This window comes from Streptomyces araujoniae (genome assembly GCF_050871195.1).
In the GTDB taxonomy this organism is placed as follows: Bacteria; Actinomycetota; Actinomycetes; order Streptomycetales; family Streptomycetaceae; genus Streptomyces; species Streptomyces bacillaris.
The window spans coordinates 2,292,764-2,314,016 of the sequence record NZ_CP194070.1 but is presented as its reverse complement, the minus strand read 5'-3'; the positions used below and the strand labels follow the sequence as shown (position 1 = coordinate 2,314,016).

Here is a 21,253-nt window from a genome sequence, read left to right as displayed (position 1 = left end):
TCGCGCTGATCCACGCCGGTCGCACCCCGATCGGCAGCGGCGGGCCCCGACGCACCACGCGTCCGGGGCCCGTCGCCGTATCCCCCCGAACCGCCGTACGGCCCCGGAACCCCTGTGCCCCCGGCGGACCTTGCGCTCCCAGCGAACAGTTGCGGAACCGGGATGGCGTTGTCCCACCTGCGCGTTAGGGTCCATGAAGAGGAAGGGTGGGGGAGTGACTCACCCACCCGGTACGAAGAAGCTGAGACGGCCGGAGCCGTCAGAGACGAGCAGGTGGATACGTGACGAATCTGATGCCCTACGCCGCCGGTGAGCCGTCCCTCGGTGGAGGCCTCGGTGACCAGGTCTACAGCCGACTGCTCGGCGAGCGCATCATCTTCCTCGGCCAGCAGGTCGACGATGACATCGCCAACAAGATCACCGCACAGCTCCTGCTCCTTGCCGCCGACCCGGACAAGGACATCTACCTCTACATCAACAGCCCCGGTGGCTCCGTGACGGCCGGCATGGCCGTCTACGACACCATGCAGTACATCCCGAACGACGTGGTCACCATCGGCATGGGCATGGCGGCCTCCATGGGCCAGTTCCTGCTCACCGGCGGCGCCGCGGGCAAGCGCTTCGCGCTCCCGAACACCGACATCCTCATGCACCAGGGTTCGGCCGGTATCGGCGGCACGGCCTCGGACATCAAGATCCAGGCCCAGTACCTGCTCCGCACCAAGACGCGCATGGCCGAGATCACCGCCCACCACTCCGGCCAGACTGTCGAGACGATCATCCGCGACGGCGACCGCGACCGCTGGTACACGGCGGAGGAGGCCAAGGACTACGGCCTCATCGACGAGATCATCACGGTCGCGTCGGGCATCCCGGGCGGCGGCGGCACGGGTGCCTGATCCGGTCCTCACCGGACCGTCGGCACCACACCCGCACCCCCTTCTCGTACGCCGAGACCTCCAGCCCCAGAACGCCACCAGGATGGTGAACACCCACATGAACAACTTCTCCGGCGCCTCCGCGAGCGGCCTCTACACCGGCCCGCAGGTGGACAACCGTTACGTCGTCCCGCGCTTCGTGGAGCGCACCTCGCAGGGCGTGCGCGAGTACGACCCGTACGCGAAGCTCTTCGAGGAGCGCGTGATCTTCCTCGGCGTCCAGATCGACGACGCCTCGGCCAACGACGTCATGGCGCAGCTGCTCTGCCTGGAGTCGATGGACCCGGACCGCGACATCTCGATCTACATCAACAGCCCCGGCGGCTCGTTCACCGCGCTCACCGCGATCTACGACACGATGCAGTTCGTGAAGCCGGACATCCAGACGGTCTGCATGGGCCAGGCCGCCTCCGCCGCCGCCATCCTGCTGGCCGCCGGCACCCCGGGCAAGCGCATGGCGCTCCCGCACGCCCGTGTTCTGATCCACCAGCCGTCCTCGCAGACGGGCCGCGAGCAGCTCTCCGACCTGGAGATCGCGGCCAACGAGATCCTCCGTATGCGGACGCAGCTGGAGGAGATGCTGGCCCGGCACTCGACCACCCCGCTGGAGAAGATCCGCGAGGACATCGAGCGCGACAAGATCCTGACGGCCGAGGACGCCCTGGCGTACGGGCTCGTCGACCAGATCGTGTCCACCCGCAAGACCACCGCGGGCGCATCGCTCTGACGTCGGTCTTTCCCCTTGGCACATTCCGTTCGCACGGTCTCGACGGTGTGAACCGTGCCAAGGGGGGCCCGAACGGGGGCCCAGGCAAGGTACCGTCGGATAGAGGCACCAGGAGCCGCTGAACCAGGCGGCGTCCCAGGCGAAGGGGAAGCACCTCGTGGCACGCATCGGTGATGGCGGCGACCTGCTCAAGTGCTCGTTCTGCGGCAAGAGCCAGAAGCAGGTGAAGAAGCTCATCGCGGGACCCGGTGTGTACATCTGCGACGAGTGCATCGATCTCTGCAACGAGATCATCGAGGAGGAGCTCGCGGAGACGAGCGAGGTCCGCTGGGAAGAGCTTCCCAAGCCCCGCGAGATCTACGAGTTCCTGGAGGGGTACGTCGTCGGGCAGGAGCCCGCGAAGAAGGCCCTCTCCGTCGCGGTGTACAACCACTACAAGCGGGTCCAGGCCGGGGAGAACGGCGGCGGTGCCGGTCGTGAGGACGCGATCGAGCTGGCCAAGTCGAACATCCTGCTGCTGGGCCCCACGGGCTCCGGCAAGACGCTGCTGGCGCAGACGCTGGCCCGCATGCTCAACGTCCCGTTCGCCATCGCGGACGCCACCGCGCTGACGGAGGCCGGCTATGTCGGCGAGGACGTCGAGAACATCCTGCTCAAGCTGATCCAGGCGGCCGACTACGACGTCAAGAAGGCCGAGACCGGGATCATCTACATCGACGAGATCGACAAGGTCGCCCGGAAGAGCGAGAACCCGTCGATCACCCGCGATGTCTCCGGCGAGGGCGTCCAGCAGGCCCTGCTGAAGATCCTGGAGGGCACCACCGCCTCCGTGCCGCCGCAGGGCGGACGGAAACACCCGCACCAGGAGTTCATCCAGATCGACACGACGAACGTGCTGTTCATCGTGGGCGGCGCCTTCTCCGGACTGGAGAAGATCATCGAGTCCCGGGCCGGCGCCAAGGGCATCGGGTTCGGCGCCACAATCCGCTCCAAGCGGGAGATCCAGGCGAGCGACCAGTTCCAGGAGGTCATGCCGGAGGACCTGGTGAAGTTCGGGATGATCCCCGAGTTCATCGGCCGTCTCCCCGTGCTGACCTCGGTCCACAACCTGGACCGCGAGGCGCTGCTCCAGATCCTCATCGAGCCGCGCAACGCCCTGGTCAAGCAGTACCAGCGCCTCTTCGAACTCGACGGCGTGGAGCTGGAGTTCGAGCGCGAGGCCCTGGAGGCCATCGCCGACCAGGCGATCCTGCGCCAGACCGGCGCGCGCGGCCTGCGCGCCATCATGGAGGAAGTCCTCCAGTCCGTGATGTACGAGGTCCCGTCCCGCAAGGACGTCGCCCGTGTCGTCATCACCCCGGACGTCGTCCGCGACCACGTCAACCCGACGCTGGTCCCGCGCGAGCCGCGCACGATCGGCAAGAACGACGGCGGCCGCCACGAGAAGTCCGCGTAGCGGCACGGCAGTCACGTACGCCGAAGGGGCGCCCGACCGGTCAACCGGCGGGCGCCCCTTCGGGGTTGTGCGCGAACGCGGTGCGTCAGATCTTGGTGCGCGAGGTGTTGTAGAGCTTGGCGGCCAAGGCGGCCGTCTCGTCCTGGGTCATCGGCTTGTTCGTGATCGCTCCACCGATGTCGAAGCCGATCACCACGCCCACGGTGCTGTAGTCGGCCCAGATGCAGACCGGCATGGTCATCTCCTTGGGCCCCTTCTGCGGGGTGCCGTCGGCCTTGTCATTGATGACCTTGACGTCCTGGCACTTCATCAGCGCGCCCTCGAAACCGGCCGGATCGACAGCCTTCGGGCTGCCCACCAGTGAGCCCTTGGTGTCCTCGCTCGCCGCCGCCTCCTTCTCGGCGTTCTTGAAGGAACCGTCGATGACCTTCTCGGGGTCCTCGACCTCACCCCAGACGCCCTGGAGCATCAGCATCTTGGCGAGGAGCGGGTTGGTCTTCAGGTCACCGCTCACATACTGGGCGCTGACCTCGTGCGGGTTCTTGACCCCCAGGGCCTCGGCCTCGGCCTTGTCCTTGCCGCTCATCGCGGACTCGGGCTTCGTCTTGGACGGGTCCTGCTTGTAGTCGTCCACCGCCGCCGCGGGCGTCAGCTTGTAGCCGCGCGTGGCGTCGGCCACGTCGCTGTTGCCGGTGCCGCCCGCGAAGTACCAGACGCCCGCCCCGATGACCGCCAGCGCCAGCACGGAGGCGCCCACGATCAGCCCGGTCTTCTTCTTCGGCTGCTGCGGCGGGTACGGGGGCTGCCCCCCGTACCCTGGCTGGCCGCCGTACGGGGGAGTGGGCGGCTGCTGCCCGTACGGTCCCGGCTGCTGGGGCTGCGGGTAGCCGTAGCCGGGCTGGCCCTGCGGCGGGGTGCCGTAGGCGGGCTGGCCGTACGGGCCCGGCTGCTGCGGCGGGACACCCGGAGGGGCCTGCTGGGGGTAGCCGTAGCCGGGCTGGCCCTGCGGCGGGCCCTGTGGCGGCGGGCCGCCGTACGGCCCGGGCTGCTGTCCGTACGGTCCGGGCTGGCCCTGGGGCGGCTGCCCGCCGTACGGGCCCGGCTGGTTGTAGCTCATTGCGGTGTCCCCTCCGAAACTCTTATGCGTTGCGAACATCCTGACGGAAGCCGCCCTGACACGGGGGATCGGCCCCGACACCGTTACTGAACCAATCCGTTTCAGTGCAGTCCTGTGACGGCCCTAAACTGTCCCCGTGACCGAGAACTCATCGCAGCAGCCAGCCAGCAACCCCGAACTGCCGACCACGTACGCGCCGGCCGATGTAGAGGGGAAGCTGTACGAGCGCTGGGTAGAGCGTGGTTACTTCGAAGCCGACGAGCACAGCGACAAGCCGCCCTACAGCATCGTCATCCCGCCGCCGAACGTCACCGGCTCCCTCCACCTGGGCCACGCCTTCGAGCACACCCTGATCGACGCCCTCGTCCGCCGGAAGCGGATGCAGGGGTTCGAGGCGCTGTACCAGCCGGGCATGGACCACGCCGGCATCGCCACCCAGAACGTCGTCGAGCGCGAGCTGGCCAAGGAGGGCAAGTCCCGCCACGACCTGGGCCGCGAGGCCTTCGTCGAGCGCGTCTGGCAGTGGAAGAACGAGTCCGGCGGCCAGATCTCCGGCCAGATGCGCCGCCTCGGCGAGGGCGTCGCCTGGTCCCGTGAGCGCTTCACCATGGACGAGGGCCTCTCCAAGGCCGTCCAGACCGTCTTCAAGCAGATGTTCGACGACGGGCTGATCTACCGCGCCGAGCGCATCATCAACTGGTGCCCGCGCTGTCTCACCGCGATCTCCGACATCGAGGTCGAGTACCAGGAGGACGACGGCGAGCTGGTCTCGATGACGTACGGCGACGGGGAGGAGACCATCGTCGTCGCCACCACCCGCGCCGAGACGATGCTCGGGGACACCGCCGTCGCCGTCCACCCCGACGACGAGCGCTACCAGCACCTCGTCGGCAAGCAGATCAAGCTGCCGCTGACCGACCGCACCATCCCCGTCGTCGCGGACCACCACGTCGACCCCGCGTTCGGCACCGGCGCGGTCAAGGTGACCCCCGCCCACGACCCGAACGACTTCGAGATCGGCACCCGTCACGACCTGCCGTTCATCTCCGTCCTGGACGAGCGCGCGGTCATCACCGCCCCCGGCCCCTTCGAGGGCCTGGACCGGCTGGAGGCCCGCTCCGCCATCGTCGCCGCCCTGCGCGCCGAGGGCCGGATCGTCGCGGAGAAGCGGCCGTACGTCCACTCCGTCGGCCACTGCTCGCGCTGCAAGACCACCATCGAGCCGCGGCTCTCGCTCCAGTGGTGGGTCAAGGTCGCCCCGCTCGCGGAGGCCGCCGGTGACGCGGTCCGCGACGGCAAGGTCAAGATCCACCCGCAGGAGATGGAGAAGCGGTACTTCGACTGGGTCGACAACCTCCACGACTGGTGCATCTCGCGCCAGCTCTGGTGGGGCCACCGCATCCCCGTCTGGTACGGCCCGAACGGCGAGGTCGTCTGCGTCGGACCCGACGACGAGGCGCCCACCGGCGAGGGCTGGACCCAGGACAGCGACGTCCTGGACACCTGGTTCTCCTCGGGCCTGTGGCCCTTCTCCACCCTCGGCTGGCCCGAACGGACCGACAGCCTCGCGAAGTTCTATCCGAACTCCGTCCTGGTCACCGGCTACGACATCCTCTTCTTCTGGGTCGCCCGGATGATGATGTTCGGCCTGTACGTCAACGACGGCACCCCGCCCTTCGGGACCATCGTCCTGCACGGCATGGTCCGCGACGAGCACGGCAAGAAGATGTCGAAGTCCTTCGGCAACGTGGTCAACCCGCTGGACTGGATGGACAAGTACGGCTCCGACGCCCTGCGCTTCACCCTCGCGCGCGGCGCCAACCCCGGCACCGACGTGCCGATCGGGGAGGAGTGGGTCCAGGGCTCGGCGAAGTTCTCCAACAAGATCTGGAACGCCACCCGCTTCGCCCTGATGAACGGCGCCACGATCGAGGGCGACCTGCCCCCGGTCGAGGAGATGTCGGTCACCGACCGCTGGATCCTCTCCCGGCTCAACAAGACGGTCGCGGACGTCGACGCCTTCTACGACGACTTCCAGTTCGCGAAGATCAGCGAGTCGCTGCGCCACTTCGCCTGGGACGAGGTCTTCGACTGGTACGTCGAGCTGTCCAAGACCACGTTCTTCGCGGGCGGCCGCCCGGCCGAGGTCTCGGGCCGGGTCCTCGGTGAGGTCCTGGACGTCATGCTGCGGCTGCTGCACCCGATCGTCCCGTTCGTCACGGAGGCGCTGTGGACCGCGCTCACCGGGCGCGAGTCGATCGTCATCGCCGAGTGGCCGGGCGACTCCGGCTTCCGCGACGACGCGGCGGAGAAGGAGATCGAGCTGGTCCAGCAGGTCGTCACGGAGGTCCGCCGCTTCCGCAACGACCAGGGCCTCCAGCCCGGCCAGAAGGTCCCGGCCGAGCTGACCCTGACCGGCACGGCGCTCGCCCCGCACGAGGCGGCCATCCGCCAGCTCCTGCGGCTCCAGCCCGCCGGGGACGGCTTCCACGCCACCGCCTCCCTCCCCGTCGCCGGGGCCACCGTCGCGCTGGACCTCTCCGGCACGATCGACGTCCCGGCCGAGCGCAAGCGCCTCACCAAGGACCTGGAGGCCGCGCGCAAGGAGAAGGCCCAGGCGGAGGGGAAGCTCGGCAACGAGGCCTTCCTCGCCAAGGCGCCGGACAACGTGGTCGACAAGATCCGCGGCCGGCTCACTAAGGCCGAGGCGGACATCGAGCGGATCTCCGCCCAGCTGGCGGCCCTCCCGCAGAGCTGACGTGCTGACCGGCGAAGCCCCCGCACCCCCGGCAGCCCGGGGATGCGGGGGCTTCCCCGTACCGCCGGTCCGCCCGGTGCCGGGCGCTGCGCGCGATGCCGGCGGCCATCCGTAGACTGGCCCCGTGAGTGAGCCCCGCCCTTCAGACCGGCACGACGCGTCCGAGCCCGACGACACCTTCGAGGAGATCGTCGGCGAAGAGACCCAGCGCGACCCCGACCTGGCGGTGATCGAGGCCGGGAGCCGCACCCTGCGCACCTACGGGGGCACCCCCCAGGCCGACGCCGTCCCCGCCCGGCCCGCCGACCCCGAGACCGACCAGGCGCTCCGCGCGGTGGAGCAGGAGCTGGCCGGACGCTGGGGCGAGACCAAGCTGGAGCCCTCCGTCACCCGCATCGCGGCGCTGATGGACGTCCTCGGTGAGCCGCAGCGCGCCTACCCGTCGATCCACATCACCGGCACCAACGGCAAGACCTCCACGGCCCGCATGATCGAGGCCCTGCTCAACGCCTTCGAGCTGCGCACCGGCCGGTACACCTCGCCGCACGTCCAGTCGATCACCGAGCGGATCAGCCTCGACGGCGCCCCGATCCCGCCCGAGCGCTTCATCGAGACGTACGGGGACGTCAAGCCGTACGTCGAGATGGTCGACGCCCAGCAGCCCTACCGCCTCTCCTTCTTCGAGGTGCTCACCGGCATGGCGTACGCGGCCTTCGCCGACGCGCCCGTCGACGTGGCGGTCGTCGAGGTCGGCATGGGCGGCACCTGGGACGCCACCAACGTCATCGACTCCACCGTCGCCGTCGTCACCCCGATCTCCCTGGACCACACCGACCGGCTCGGCACGACGCCCGCCGAGATCGCGGGGGAGAAGTCCGGGATCATCAAGGAGGGCGCGACCGTCATCCTGGCCCAGCAGCCGGTGGACGCCGCCCAGGTGATGCTGAAGAAGGCCGTCGAGGTGGACGCCACCGTGGCCCGCGAGGGCATGGAGTTCGGCGTCACCTCCCGCGAGGTCGCGGTCGGCGGACAGCTCGTCACCCTGCGCGGACTCGGTGGAGAGTACGAGGAGATCTTCCTCCCGCTGTACGGGGCCCACCAGGCGCACAACGCGGCCGTCGCGCTCGCCGCCGTCGAGGCGTTCTTCGGCATCGGCGCCGAGCAGGCCCGCTCCCTGGACATCGACGCCATCCGCAAGGCGTTCGCCTCGGTGGTCTCGCCCGGCCGTCTGGAGGTCGTGCGCTCCAGCCCGACCGTCGTCCTGGACGCCGCGCACAACCCGGCGGGCGCCAGAGCCGCGGCGGACGGCATCTCCGAGGCCTTCAGCTTCTCCCGGCTGATCGGCGTGGTCGGCACCAGCGGCGACAAGGACGTGCGCGGGCTCCTGGAGGCCTTCGAGCCGATCTTCGCCGAGATCGTCGTCACGCAGAACTCCACCGACCGCGCGCTGGACGCGGACGAGCTGGCCGCCGTCGCCGTCGAGGTCTTCGGCGACGACCGGGTCCAGGTCGAGCCGCGTCTGGACGACGCGCTGGAGGCGGCGATCACGCTGGCCGAGGAGGAGGACGAGTACGCGGGCGCCGGAGTGCTGGTGACCGGATCGGTGATCACGGTCGGCGAGGCCCGGCTGCTGCTGGGAAGGGGCTGAGAAGAAGGATGCGTACGCTCTGCGCCTCGACGCTGATCGGTGAGTTCTTCGTGATCGGCTTCGCCGGTCTCGTCGCGATGAAGCTGGACGACGTCTCCATGGCCGCCGTCTGGACGGTCTGCGGCATCGGCATGGTGCTCTCCCTGCTGCTCTGCGGGATGATCACCCGCCCCGGCGGTGTCCAGCTCGGCTGGGCGCTCCAGGTGGCGCTGGTCCTCAGCGGCTTCGTGGTCCCGATGATGTTCATCCTCGGGCTGGTCTTCGGCGGTCTGTGGTGGGCCTCGGTGCACTACGGCCGCCGGATGGACGAGGACAAGGCCCGCTGGGCCGCCGAGCGCGAGGCCGGAGAGGCCGCCGCCTGACGCACCCCCGGCACGCTCGACGGTGACCGGGGCGGGGAGCCCGCTCCGGCACCGCACGGCCGTCGGCGCCCGGGCCGGAGGGATCCCGCTCCGCGCCCCGTACGGTCACCGGCACCCGCGCGGGGCGGTCCCGCCCCGGCCCCGTACGGCCTCCGGAGCCCGGGGCCGGGGGTGACTCTCGGTGAACCCGGGCGCCGAGCCGTTTCCGCACCCCTGTAATCTCGCCCTCACCGCACCCGTATGCCTGCAAGGAGCCGCACATGACTCAGCGCACCCTCGTCCTGCTCAAGCCCGACGCGGTCCGCCGCGGCCTGATCGGCGAGATCGTCGGCCGGATCGAGCGCAAGGCGGAGTGGCGGATCACCGCGCTGGAGCTGCGCACCCTGGACCACGACACGCTGGAGCAGCACTACGGTGAGCACAAGGGCCGCCCGTTCTACGAGCCGCTCATGGAGTTCATGGCCTCCGGCCCCGTCGTCGCCCTGGTGGCCGAAGGCGAGCGGGTGATCGAGGGCGTCCGTGCCCTGGCCGGCCCCACCGACCCGATCGCCGCCGCGCCCGGGTCGATCCGCGGTGACTTCGGCACGATCACCCGGGAGAACCTCATCCACGCCTCGGACTCGCAGGAGTCCGCAGAGCGAGAACTGAAGCTCTTCTTTCCGGGACTTTCCTGACCCGATCGGCCAAACAGCGCTGCTTGCCCGGGGCGACCGAAGTAATTCGGTCGCCCTTCGGCATAGGGTTCCCTCTCGCGGGAACGCATCCCTCCGACGTAACGTCACCATGGGTAGAACGGCCACCCGTTCCGCTCACATGGCGAAGGACCCTCGCGCTGTGTCCGTGCATACGGCACTACGATGGAAGCTTCCACGCCCGCAGCGCCAACCTCGCCTACCAGAACAAGCCATCTTCGCTTCCTGGGAAGGCCCGACGCATCCTCATGGGGAACAAGGGGAACTCAATGTCGTTCATCGGCCGTGACATGGCTATCGACCTCGGGACTGCCAACACGCTGGTGTACGTCAGGGGGCGCGGCATCGTCCTGAACGAGCCGTCCGTCGTGGCCATCAACACCAACACCGGCGGAATTCTGGCGGTCGGCTCCGAGGCCAAGAAGATGATCGGGCGGACGCCGGGCAACATCGTTGCCGTGCGGCCGCTGAAGGACGGCGTGATCGCCGACTTCGAGATCACGGAGCGCATGCTCCGCTACTTCATCCTCAAGATCCACAAGCGCCGCTACCTGGCCCGCCCCCGGGTCGTCGTCTGCGTTCCCTCCGGCATCACCGGGGTCGAGCGCCGCGCCGTCATCGAGGCGTCCACGCAGGCCGGCGCGCGTCAGGTGCACATCATCGAGGAGCCCATGGCCGCCGCCATCGGCTCCGGCCTGCCGGTCCACGAGGCCACCGGCAACATGGTCGTGGACATCGGCGGCGGCACCACCGAGGTCGCGGTGATCTCGCTTGGCGGAATCGTCACTGCCCAGTCCATCCGGACCGCCGGTGACGAGCTGGACAACGCGATCATCCAGCACATCAAGAAGGAGTACTCGCTCCTCCTCGGTGAGCGGACCGCCGAACAGATCAAGATCACGATCGGCTCCGCGTACGACCTGGACAAGGACGAGCACACCGAGATCCGCGGCCGCGACCTGGTCTCCGGACTGCCCAAGACGGTCGTCATCTCGGCCGCCGAGGTCCGCAAGGCCATCGAGGAGCCGGTCAACGCGATCGTCGACGCCGTGAAGACGACGCTCGACAAGTGCCCGCCCGAGCTGTCCGGCGACATCATGGACCGCGGCATCGTCCTCACCGGCGGCGGCGCGATGCTGCGCGGCCTCGACGAGCGGCTCCGCCGCGAGACGGGCATGCCGATCCACATCGCCGAGGACCCGCTCGACTCCGTCGCGCTCGGCTCCGGCAAGTGCGTCGAGGAGTTCGAGGCGCTCCAGCAGGTGCTGGACGCCCAGCCCCGCCGCTGAGGCGCGGGCAGCGGAATGTCACCCGATCCGGCGCGCGGACGCTGCGGCTCCGCCCGCCGGATCGTTGATATAGATCGTTGATGCACACGTACTGACTGCCATCACGACAGCCACGTACACCCAGAGACGAACACTCAGGCACGAACATTCCGACGAGGAAGGCACGGCCGCCGCACGTGAGGGACACACGAGAGAGCCGGCTGCTCCTGGTGCTGCTGATCGCCATCGCATTCGCCCTGATCACGGTGGATATCCGAGGCGGCGAAGGCTCACCGGTCGACGGCGCGCGGCATGCCGCGGCCACGGTCTTCGGGCCGGTGGAGAACGGCGTCGCGGCAGCGGTCGACCCGGTGGGCAACGCCATAGGAGCGGTCCGCGACTCCGGGAAACGGCACGACCGGATCTCCGCCCTGGAGCAGGAGAACGCCGCGCTGAAGGCGAAGCTCGGCAGCGACGACCGCACCGACAGCCGCGTCCGCCAGCTCGACACGATGCTGAAGACCGCGGGCGCCGGGCAGTACGGCATCAAGGGCGCCGAGGTCATCGCCATAGGAGCGGCCCAGGGCTTCTCCTGGACGATCACCATCGACGCCGGCTCCGACGACGGCATCCGCCGGGACATGACCGTCCTCAACGGCGAGGGCCTGGTCGGCCGGGTCACCACCGTCGGCCCCAGCACCTCCACGGTGCTGCTGGCCAACGACCCGGCCTTCACCGTCGGCACCCGGATGGAGAAGACCGACGAACTCGGCTTCGCCACCGGCCAGGGCTCCCGCCCGCTCTCGGTCCAGTTCCTCAACGGCAAGGCCAAGGTGAAGGCGGGCGACCGGCTCGTCACCTTCGGCTCCAGCAAGGACAAGCCCTTCGTGCCCGGCGTCCCGGTCGGCGAGGTCGTCCGCGTCGACCCCGCGGGCGGCGCGCTCACCCGGACCGTCCATGTGAAGCCGTACGTCGGGTTCACCAAGCTCGACATCGTCGGCGTCGTCGTCCAGGCCCCGCGCTCGGATCCCCGCGACACGGTCCTGCCGAAGCAGCCCGCCAAGACCAAGCCCAAGCCGACCCCCACGGTCACCGTCACCGTCCAGCCCAACGGCGACCTCGTCGACGGCTCCGGCAAGGTCGTCGGCAACATCAACGACCAGCCGGGCGACGGCCAGGCGGCCGGGGACCGGCAAGGCAACGCCCGACCCGACAACGCGACAGACGACCAGGAGCAGAGCTGATCCCCATGCGCCTCAACCGGACTCTGCTCTCCACCGCCCTGGTCGTCGTCGCCCTCGTCGTCCAGGTCTCCGTCCTCGCCCGCCTCCAGCTCCCCGGCGCCGTGCCCGACCTGCTGCTCCTCACCGTCCTCGGACTCGCCTTCGTGTACGGACCGGTCAGCGGCTCGCTCATCGGCTTCGGCGCCGGCCTTCTCGCCGACCTCGCACCCCCCGCCGACCACGCGGCCGGGCGCTACGCCCTGGTGCTCTGCGTCATCGGCTACCTCGCCGGTCTGGTCCGGCCGGAGAACGGGCAGCTGAAGTCCGCCTTCGCCCCGATGGCCGCGGTGGTCGCCGCCGCGCTCGGCTCGACCCTGCTGTACGCGGGCGTCGGCGCCCTCGTCGGGGACACCGCCGCCCGCCACGTGGGCCTGGGCAGCCTGCTGCTCACCGCCGCGATCTACGACCTGCTGCTGGCCCCCTTCACCGTGCCGCTGATCATGGCCCTGGCCAGACGCACCGAGAACGACCCGGTCTCCGAGGCCGCGGGCTCCAGCAAGGACGTCGCCGCCGGCTGGCTCGCCTCGGGCACCGGTCTGCGCATCGGCAACCAGCGCGGCGGCCTGCGCATGAAGGCCGCCCGCAGCCGTGCGTCCCGCGCGGGACGCATCAAGGGGGTCAAGCGCCTGTGAGGCCCAACTCCCCGGGGGGCCACCCCCGTACCCCCAGCCGGACCACCACCGGGGGCACCCCGTGAGCAACATCCCCGAGACCGGGCGGACCCAGCGGGTCCAGATCCGGCTCATCGTCATCCAGGTCCTCGTCTTCTCGCTGCTCCTCACCCTCGGCGGACGGCTGTGGTACCTCCAGATCCGCAACGGCGAGGAGTACACCACCAAGGCGGCGGGCAACGGCGTCCAGCAGGTCGTCCAGCCCGCCGTGCGCGGCTCGATCCTCGACGCCCGGGGCGTGCCGCTCGCCGACAACGAGACCCGGCTCGTCGTCTCCGCCAGCCGCACCGAGCTGCTGAAGATGAAGGACGACGGCGTCGGCGTCCTCACCCGGCTCGCCGAGGTGCTGGACATGGAGCCCCAGGAGGTCCGGGACAAGGTCCGCCTCTGCGACTCCAAGACCCCGCAGCCCTGCTGGAACGGCTCGCCCTACCAGCCGATCCCGGTCACCGACGAGGCCACCACCCAGCAGGCCCTCCAGATCCGCGAGCGCGCCGAGGACTTCCCCGGCATCACCGCCGAGCCCACCGCCGTACGCCGCTACGCCGCACCCGGCAAGGCGAAGACCTCCCAGGTCCTCGGCTACCTCTCGCCGGTCACCGACGAGGAGATCCAGAAGGCGCTGGACGGCCCCTCGCCCTACCTCCGCTCCGACCAGGTCGGCCGCTCCGGCCTGGAGCGCACGTACGACAAGGAGCTGCGCGGCAAGGCGGGCGTCACCCGCTACGAGGTCGACAACCTCGGCCGGGTCATGGGCGAGGCGGAGAACGACCCGGCCGTGCCCGGCTCCAACCTGGTCACCAGCCTCGACGCCCGGGTGCAGGCGGTGGCCGAGTTCGAACTCGCCGCCGCGATGAAGCAGGTGCGGGGCGAGACCGACAAGATCACCGGCCGTAAGTACGAGGCCGACTCCGGCGCCGTCGTCGTCATGGAGTCGAAGACCGGCCGGGTCGTCGCGATGGCCTCCCAGCCCGACTACGACCCCAACGCCTGGGTGGGCGGCATCTCCGGCAAGGAGTACGCCAAGCTCACCAGCAAGAAGTCCAACTACCCGCTGCTCAACCGGGCCATCCAGGGCCAGGCGCCCGCCGGCTCCATCTTCAAGGTGGTCTCCGCCAGCGCCGCCGTCCGGGCCGGGCACGCCTTCAACGACCGGTACAACTGCAGCAGCTCCTACAGCCTCGGCAACCAGACCTTCGCCAACTTCGAGTCCCAGGGGCACGGCCCCATCACCCTCGGCGAGGCGCTCAAGTACTCCTGCAACACCGTCTTCTACCGCCTCGGCCACGACGAGTGGGCCCGGGACGGCGGCATAAAGCCGAAGAAGGACGCGAAGAACTGGTTCTACACCACCGCGCGCGACTTCGGCCTCGGCTCCGAGAGCGGCATCGACCTCCCCAACGAGGTCAAGGGCCGCATCCCGGACCGCGAGTGGAAGCAGAAGTTCTGGGAGGCCAACAAGGACGCCTGGTGCAAGGAGGGCAAGAAGGGCGGCACGTACGTGCAGCAGATCGCCTACGAGAGCTGCCTCGAAGGCAACCAGCTCAAGGCCTACGACAGCATCAACTACGCCATCGGCCAGGGTGACGTGCTGGTCACCCCGATCCAGATGGCCACCGCCTACGCCGCCATCAGCAACGGCGGCACCCTCCACGAGCCCACCGTCGGCAAGGCCGTGATCAGCCCCGACGGCAAGTCCGTCCGCGAGATCGAGCCCAAGGCCAGCGGCAAACTGCCGGTCAGCGCCCAGACCATCAAGGACCTGGACAAGGGACTGCGCTCGGTGGTCGAGCCCGGCGGCACGGCGGCCTGGCGGTTCGGCGGCTGGCCGCAGGACAAGATCCCGATGCGCGCCAAGACCGGTACCGCCCAGGTCTACGGCAAGCAGACCACCTCGTGGTTCGCCACCTACACCGACGACTACACGATCGTCATGACGATCTCCCAGGGCGGTACCGGCTCCGGCGCCTCCGGGCCCGCCGTCCGCAAGATCTACGACGCGCTCTACGGCCTCGACGCGGCCGGCAACCAGGATGTGAAGAAGGCCCTGCTGCCCACACCCCAGAAAGCGCTGCCCAAGATCCAGCCCGACGGCTCGATCCACGCCCCGAAGATCCAGCCGTACAACCCGGTGCCCGCCCAGCCCGAGGGCCAGGCGGCCGACCCGGAGAACCTGCTGCCGCAGCCTCAGGGCCAGCCAGGGCTCACCGGCTCCCCGGCCACGACAGGGAGGCGACCCTGATGGCAGGTGGCTTCTCCGTCGCCCGGTACGCCCCCGAGCGGGGCTCCTGGGCCAAGCTGACCGCCCGCGACTCCCTCGCCCGGCGGCTGGACTGGCCGCTGCTCGGGGCCGCGCTGGCGCTCTCCTTCCTCGGCGGGCTCCTGGTCTGGTCCGCGACCCGCAACCGCGACCACCTCACCCAGGGCGACCCGTACTTCTTCCTCCTGAGGCACGCCCTCAACACCGGCATCGGCGTCGCCCTGATGATCGGCACGATCTGGCTCGGCCACCGCACCCTGCGCGGGGCCGTCCCGGTCCTCTACGGCATCTCCGTGCTGCTGGTCCTCGCCGTGCTCACCCCGCTCGGCACCACCGTCAACGGCGCCCACGCGTGGATCAAGCTCCCGGCCGGGTTCTCGATCCAGCCCTCCGAGTTCACCAAGATCACCATCATCCTGGTGATGGCGATGCTCCTCGCCGCCCGGGTCGACGCGGGCGACCAGGCCCACCCCGACCACCGGACCGTCGCCAAGGCGCTGGCCCTCGCCGCGATCCCCATGGGCGTCGTCATGCTGATGCCCGACCTCGGCTCGGTCATGGTGATGGCCGTCATCGTCCTCGGCGTCCTGCTCGCCTCCGGCGCCTCCAACCGCTGGGTCTTCGGCCTCCTCGGCACGGGCGCCGCCGGGGCGATGGCCGTCTGGCAGCTCGGGCTGCTCGACGACTACCAGATCGCCCGCTTCGCCGCCTTCGCCAACCCGGCGCTCGACCCGGCCGGCGTCGGCTACAACACCAACCAGGCCCGCATCGCCATCGGCTCCGGCGGCCTCACCGGCACCGGGCTCTTCCAGGGCACCCAGACCACCGGACAGTTCGTCCCCGAGCAGCAGACCGACTTCGTCTTCACCGTCGCCGGTGAGGAGCTGGGCTTCCTCGGCGCCGGACTGATCATCGTCCTGCTCGGTGTCGTCCTGTGGCGCGCCTGCCGGATCGCCCGCGAGACCACCGAGCTGTACGGCACGGTGGTCGCCGCCGGGATCATCGCCTGGTTCGCCTTCCAGTCCTTCGAGAACATCGGCATGACGCTCGGCATCATGCCGGTGGCCGGGCTGCCGCTGCCCTTCGTCTCCTACGGAGGGTCCTCGATGTTCGCCGTCTGGGTCGCCATCGGACTGCTCCAGTCGATCAGGGTGCAGCGGCCGATGTCCGCCTGACTCCGGCCCCCGCGGGTAGGTGTCCGTACATGGCGGACACCAAGCGCGAGATCGAGCGGAAGTACGAGGCCACCGACGCCACCCGGCTGCCCGACCTGAGCCGGGTGGCCGGGGTCGCCCGGGTGCTGGAGCAGGGCGTCACGGAGCTGGACGCCGTCTACTACGACACCCCCGGCCTCCGCCTGACCGCCGACTCCCTCACCCTGCGCCGCAGGACCGGCGGGGCCGACGAGGGCTGGCACCTGAAGTTCCCCGTCGCCACCGGCATCCGCGACGAGCTGCACGAGCCGCTCGCCGACACCCTGCCGCGCTCCTTCGCCGCCCTCCTCCGCTCCCGCCTCCGCCACGACGAGGTCACCCCCGTCGTCCGCCTGCTCTCCTCCCGCGACGTCCGGCACCTGACCGACGCGGACGGCACCCTCCTCGCCGAGGTCAGCGTCGACACGGTGCTCGCCGAACGCCTCGCGGGGGAGGGGAGCGGCACCACCGCCACCTGGACCGAGATCGAGGTCGAGCTGGCCGACGACGGCGACCCCGCCTTCCTGGACGCCGTCGAGAAGCGGCTCCGCAAGGCCGGGGTGCGCCCCTCGGACGCGTCGTCGAAGCTGGCCAGGGCGCTGACGGAGACCACCCCCGTACGCAAGAAGAAGCGGGAGACGGAAGACCCGCGCACCGCCGGAGACCACGTCCTCGCCTACGTACGCGAACAGATCCGCACCATCGTCGAGCGCGACCCCGCCGTCCGCCGCGACCTGCCCGACTCCGTGCACAGGATGCGCGTGGCGACCCGTCGGCTCCGCAGCGCCTTCAAGACGTACCGCAGGATCCTGGACCGCGAGGTCACCGACCCCGTCGGCGCCGAGCTGAAGTGGCTCGCCGGGGAGCTGGGCGTCGACCGCGACCAGGAGGTCCTGGACGAGCGGCTGACCGGCAGGATCGACGCCCTGCCCACCACCCTGGCCCTCGGTCCCGTACGCGGGCGGCTCCAGGTCCGGTCGGCCGCCCGCCGCACCGGATCGCGCCGCCGGATCATCGACGTCCTGGACGGGGAGCGGTATCTGGACCTCCTCGACACCCTGGACGCCCTCGCGGCCGACCCGCCGCTGCGCCCCGCCGCCTCCCGCGCGCCGGGGAAGGCCCTGCCCCGCGCGGTGCTCAAGGACTACGAACGGCTCGCGCGCCGGATGGACCACGCCCTGGAGCACCCGCCGGGGCCCGAGCGGGACACCGCCCTGCACGAGGCCCGCAAGGCCGCCAAGCGCGCCCGGTACGCGGGTGAGGCCGCCCGGCCCGCCCTCGGCAGGCCCGCGAAACGCCTCGCCAAGCGGATGAAGGCCGTCCAGTCCCTCCTGGGCGACCACCAGGACAGCGTGGTCGCCCGAGAAGCCCTGCGAGCCCTCGCCGCCCAGGCGCACGCGGCCGGGGAGACCACCTTCACCTGGGGGCTGCTGTACGGCCGCGAGGAGGCGACCGCCGACCGCCGCGAGCGCGAGCTGCCCGAGGCGTGGGCCCGCGCCTCCGATCCCGTACTGCGCGCGGATCTCCGGCCGTGAGGCGGTGAGGTTCCGCGGGCGGATCTGAAGGGCCGGGGCGCGGGGTACGCTTGATGGTCACCCCTGCCGGCTCACGAAGGTTCGCGAGATGTCTGCCGCATCGGTCTTCCCACAGCTCGAAGCTCTGCTCCCGCATGTGCAGAAGCCCATCCAGTACGTCGGCGGTGAGCTGAACTCCACCGTCAAGGACTGGGACAGCTGTGACGTCCGCTGGACCCTGATGTACCCCGACGCCTACGAGGTCGGGCTGCCCAACCAGGGCGTCATGATCCTCTACGAGGTACTCAACGAGCGCGAGGGCGTCCTCGCGGAGCGCACGTACAGCGTCTGGCCGGACCTCGAGGAGCTGATGCGCGAGCACAAGGTGCCGCAGTTCACCGTGGACAGCCACCGCCCCGTCGGCGCGTTCGACGTCTTCGGGCTCAGCTTCTCCACCGAACTGGGCTACACCAACATGCTCACCGCCCTGGACCTCGCGGGCATCCCGCTGGAGTCCAGGGACCGCACGGTGGACCACCCGATCGTCCTCGCGGGCGGCCACGCGGCCTTCAACCCCGAGCCGATCGCGGACTTCATCGACTGCGCGGTCATCGGCGACGGCGAGCAGGCCGTCCTGGAGATCACCGAGATCATCCGCGCCTGGAAGGCCGAAGGGCGTCCCGGCGGGCGCGACGAGGTGCTGTTCCGGCTGTCGAAGACCGGTGGCGTCTACGTCCCGCGCTTCTACGACGTGGAGTACCTCCCCGACGGGCGCATCGGCCGTGTCGTACCCAACCGGTCGGGTGTGCCGTGGCGCGTCTCCAAGCACACGGTGATGGACCTCGACGAGTGGCCCTACCCCAAGCAGCCCCTCGTCCCGCTCGCGGAGACCGTGCACGAGCGGATGTCCGTGGAGATCTTCCGCGGCTGCACCCGCGGCTGCCGTTTCTGCCAGGCCGGCATGATCACGCGCCCCGTGCGGGAGCGAAGCATCACCGGCATCGGCGAGATGGTCGACAAGGGCCTCAAGGCGACCGGCTTCGAGGAGGTCGGCCTGCTCTCCCTCTCCTCCGCCGACCACAGCGAGATCGGTGACATCGCCAAGGGGCTCGCGGACCGCTACACCGAGGACAAGATCGGCCTCTCGCTCCCCTCCACCCGCGTCGACGCGTTCAACGTGGACCTGGCCAACGAGCTGACCCGCAACGGCCGCCGCTCCGGTCTCACCTTCGCCCCCGAGGGCGGCTCCGAGCGGATGCGCAAGGTCATCAACAAGATGGTCTCGGAGGAGGACCTCATCCGGACCGTCGCCACCGCCTACGGCAACGGCTGGCGCCAGGTGAAGCTGTACTTCATGTGCGGCCTGCCCACCGAGACCGACGAGGACGTCCTCCAGATCGGCGACATGGCGGTCAACGTCATCGCCAAGGGCCGCGAGGTCTCCGGCCAGAACGACATCCGCTGCACGGTCTCCATCGGCGGTTTCGTCCCCAAGCCGCACACCCCCTTCCAGTGGGCCCCGCAGCTCAGCGCCGAGGACACCGACGCCCGGCTGAAGAAGCTCCGGGACAAGATCCGGGGCGACAAGAAGTACGGCCGCTCCATCGGCTTCCGCTACCACGACGGCAAGCCCGGCATCGTCGAGGGCCTGCTCTCGCGCGGCGACCGGCGCGTCGGCTCCGTCATCCGCGCGGTCTACGAGTCCGGCGGCCGCTTCGACGGCTGGCGCGAGCACTTCAGCTACGACCTCTGGATGAACTGCGCCGGGAAGACGCTCCCCGAGTACGGCGTCGACGTCGACTGGTACACCACCCGCGAGCGCACCTACGAGGAGGTCCTGCCCTGGGACCACCTGGACTCCGGCCTGGACAAGGACTGGCTCTGGGAGGACTGGCAGGACGCGCTCGACGAGACCGAGGTCGAGGACTGCCGCTGGACCCCCTGCTTCGACTGCGGCGTCTGCCCCCAGCTCGACCTGGACATCCAGATCGGCCCGACGGGCAAGAAGCTGCTCCCGCTGAGCGTCGTCAACAAGTAGCGCCCCCCCCGCGCACGTCCCCCGCGCAGGCCCGGTCCGCCATCACGGACCGGGCCTGCGCGTCATGCGGGACATGGGCGACCACCCGCCCCGGCCCCTCGTCCGGGACGCGCCCGGGACCGCCCCGGCCAGGCCACCCGATCGACCCTCGCCATCGCCCGCGAATCCGTGCGGCAGGCCCCCCGCGACGCCTGGCGCGCACCCGCCGGAGGGGCGGGCGGGGCGCGGTCCGGGGAACCGCGGGGGGTGCCTGCGCGTACTCTGGGTAGTACAACGACTGTCCCCAGCGCGGTGCAGGCGTCCGAGACCTCCCTGCCGGGCGAGAAACTCGTCAAGCGGGGGTGAGCCGGCGCGGTACCCCGGGGACCACCCCGTACTTCGTGGGCGGCGCTCCCCGGCGCCCGCCCCGCACCGAGGAGAAGAACCACTGGGCAAGCGACAGCCCGAAGGCCCGCCGCCCGCACCGGCGGTGCAGCGCATCCGACTGCGCTACACCAAGCGCGGCCGCCTCCGGTTCACCAGTCACCGCGACTTCCAGCGGGCCTTCGAGCGGGCACTGCGCCGCTCCGAGGTGCCGATGGCGTATTCGGCGGGCTTCACCCCGCACCCCAAGGTCTCCTACGCCAATGCCGCCCCCACCGGCACGGGCAGCGAGGCCGAGTTCCTGGAGATCGCCCTCACCGAGGCGCGCGACCCCGACCGCCTGCGCGAGCTGCTCAACGACTCGCTGCCGGACGGTCTCGACATCACCGACGCGGTGGAGGCCCGCACCTCCGGCCTCGCCGAGCGGCTGACCGCCTCCGTCTGGGAGCTGCGCCTGGACGGCGTCGACCCCGACGAGGCGCGCAAGGCCGTCGACGCGTTCAACGCCGCCGAGGCCGTCGAGGTCCAGCGCAAGGCGAAGAACGGCATCCGCACCTTCGACGCCCGCGCTGCCGTGGCCGACCTCCAGGCCCTCGATCCACCGGCCGATAGGCCGGGGGACGGGCCCTGTGCGATACTGCGCCTGGTTGTTCGGCACGTGACACCCGCCGTGCGACCCGACGACGTCCTGTCCGGTCTCCACGCTGTGGCCGACCTGGCGCCGCCCGTCCCCGCAGCGGTGACGAGGCTGGCGCAGGGGCTCTTCGACGAGGAGTCCGGCACGGTGACCGACCCGCTCGCGCCCGACCGCGAGGCCGCCCCGACCGCCCAACCCGCGGTCGCAGCAGCCGTCGCGACGGCGCCGGAAGGTGCAGGTTCCGCGTAGGGCGGACGTTGTAGCGCAGCCCTGCGACTCGGGAGCCACCTGGGTCGGGCCGCGCAGTGTGACCCATAAGACTTTCGCC

At 70.4% G+C, this 21,253-nt stretch carries 16 protein-coding genes; 15 read left to right on the top strand and 1 reads right to left on the bottom strand.

The genetic code is table 11. The annotated features are described in order from the left end of the window. The first annotated feature begins 293 nt into the window (after window positions 1-293). The 3 genes from ACQ9ZG_RS09910 (at window position 294) to clpX (ending at window position 3,121) form a co-directional block, all read left to right on the top strand. Window positions 294-899: an ATP-dependent Clp protease proteolytic subunit gene (locus ACQ9ZG_RS09910; RefSeq protein ID WP_018487168.1), complete on the top strand. Its 606-nt coding sequence runs from the start codon at window positions 294-296 to the stop codon at window positions 897-899. An 82-nt stretch (window positions 900-981) separates the two neighbouring features. Then, the gene (locus ACQ9ZG_RS09905) at window positions 982-1,665 is read left to right on the top strand and encodes an ATP-dependent Clp protease proteolytic subunit (RefSeq protein WP_018487167.1); all 684 of its coding nucleotides are present in this window, start codon (window positions 982-984) and stop codon (window positions 1,663-1,665) included. Between the two features lie 157 nt (window positions 1,666-1,822). After that, on the top strand, window positions 1,823-3,121 hold the full coding sequence (gene clpX, locus ACQ9ZG_RS09900; RefSeq protein ID WP_018487166.1) for an ATP-dependent Clp protease ATP-binding subunit ClpX: 1,299 nt from the start codon (window positions 1,823-1,825) through the stop codon (window positions 3,119-3,121). 85 nt (window positions 3,122-3,206) lie between these two features. Here clpX and ACQ9ZG_RS09895 read toward each other — a convergent pair whose 3' ends face one another. After that, window positions 3,207-4,238, bottom strand: coding sequence for a hypothetical protein (locus ACQ9ZG_RS09895; RefSeq protein WP_109917707.1), 1,032 nt, complete (start codon window positions 4,236-4,238; stop codon window positions 3,207-3,209). Between the two features lie 136 nt (window positions 4,239-4,374). Here ACQ9ZG_RS09895 and ACQ9ZG_RS09890 point away from each other — a divergent pair, with 136 nt between their 5' ends. The 12 genes from ACQ9ZG_RS09890 (at window position 4,375) to ACQ9ZG_RS09835 (ending at window position 21,174) form a co-directional block, all read left to right on the top strand. Beyond that, the gene (locus ACQ9ZG_RS09890; RefSeq protein ID WP_109917708.1) at window positions 4,375-6,996 is read left to right on the top strand and encodes a valine--tRNA ligase; all 2,622 of its coding nucleotides are present in this window, start codon (window positions 4,375-4,377) and stop codon (window positions 6,994-6,996) included. Window positions 6,997-7,120: 124 nt separating this feature from the next. After that, window positions 7,121-8,644: a bifunctional tetrahydrofolate synthase/dihydrofolate synthase gene (gene folC, locus ACQ9ZG_RS09885; RefSeq protein ID WP_018487163.1), complete on the top strand. Its 1,524-nt coding sequence runs from the start codon at window positions 7,121-7,123 to the stop codon at window positions 8,642-8,644. 8 nt (window positions 8,645-8,652) lie between these two features. After that, on the top strand, window positions 8,653-9,006 hold the full coding sequence (locus ACQ9ZG_RS09880) for a DUF4233 domain-containing protein (RefSeq protein ID WP_018487162.1): 354 nt from the start codon (window positions 8,653-8,655) through the stop codon (window positions 9,004-9,006). Window positions 9,007-9,266: 260 nt separating this feature from the next. Continuing rightward, complete coding sequence (ndk, locus tag ACQ9ZG_RS09875; protein WP_018487161.1) at window positions 9,267-9,680, top strand: nucleoside-diphosphate kinase; 414 nt, start codon at window positions 9,267-9,269, stop codon at window positions 9,678-9,680. Between the two features lie 287 nt (window positions 9,681-9,967). After that, window positions 9,968-10,987 carry a rod shape-determining protein gene (locus tag ACQ9ZG_RS09870; RefSeq protein WP_018487160.1) on the top strand — a complete coding sequence of 340 codons (1,020 nt, stop codon included), beginning with the start codon at window positions 9,968-9,970 and terminating at the stop codon, window positions 10,985-10,987. 176 nt (window positions 10,988-11,163) lie between these two features. Further along, a complete protein-coding gene (mreC, locus tag ACQ9ZG_RS09865; protein ID WP_109914411.1) occupies window positions 11,164-12,210 on the top strand; it encodes a rod shape-determining protein MreC in 1,047 nt (348 codons plus the stop codon). A gap of 5 nt (window positions 12,211-12,215) precedes the next feature. Then, window positions 12,216-12,881: a rod shape-determining protein MreD gene (gene mreD / locus ACQ9ZG_RS09860; RefSeq protein WP_028415208.1), complete on the top strand. Its 666-nt coding sequence runs from the start codon at window positions 12,216-12,218 to the stop codon at window positions 12,879-12,881. Window positions 12,882-12,942: 61 nt separating this feature from the next. Beyond that, window positions 12,943-15,162 carry a penicillin-binding protein 2 gene (gene mrdA / locus ACQ9ZG_RS09855; RefSeq protein ID WP_109914410.1) on the top strand — a complete coding sequence of 740 codons (2,220 nt, stop codon included), beginning with the start codon at window positions 12,943-12,945 and terminating at the stop codon, window positions 15,160-15,162. Next, a complete protein-coding gene (rodA, locus tag ACQ9ZG_RS09850; RefSeq protein ID WP_028415210.1) occupies window positions 15,162-16,355 on the top strand; it encodes a rod shape-determining protein RodA in 1,194 nt (397 codons plus the stop codon). The genes mrdA and rodA overlap by 1 nt, the downstream gene beginning before the upstream one ends. Window positions 16,356-16,384: 29 nt before the next feature. After that, window positions 16,385-17,908, top strand: a complete 1,524-nt coding sequence (locus tag ACQ9ZG_RS09845; RefSeq protein WP_109914409.1) for a CYTH and CHAD domain-containing protein — start codon at window positions 16,385-16,387, stop codon at window positions 17,906-17,908. Window positions 17,909-17,996: 88 nt separating this feature from the next. After that, the gene (locus ACQ9ZG_RS09840) at window positions 17,997-19,925 is read left to right on the top strand and encodes a TIGR03960 family B12-binding radical SAM protein (protein ID WP_028415212.1); all 1,929 of its coding nucleotides are present in this window, start codon (window positions 17,997-17,999) and stop codon (window positions 19,923-19,925) included. Window positions 19,926-20,394: 469 nt separating this feature from the next. After that, window positions 20,395-21,174 (top strand): TIGR03936 family radical SAM-associated protein, encoded by a 780-nt coding sequence (locus ACQ9ZG_RS09835; RefSeq protein WP_084995639.1) that lies wholly within the window; start codon window positions 20,395-20,397, stop codon window positions 21,172-21,174. Window positions 21,175-21,253 lie beyond the last annotated feature (79 nt).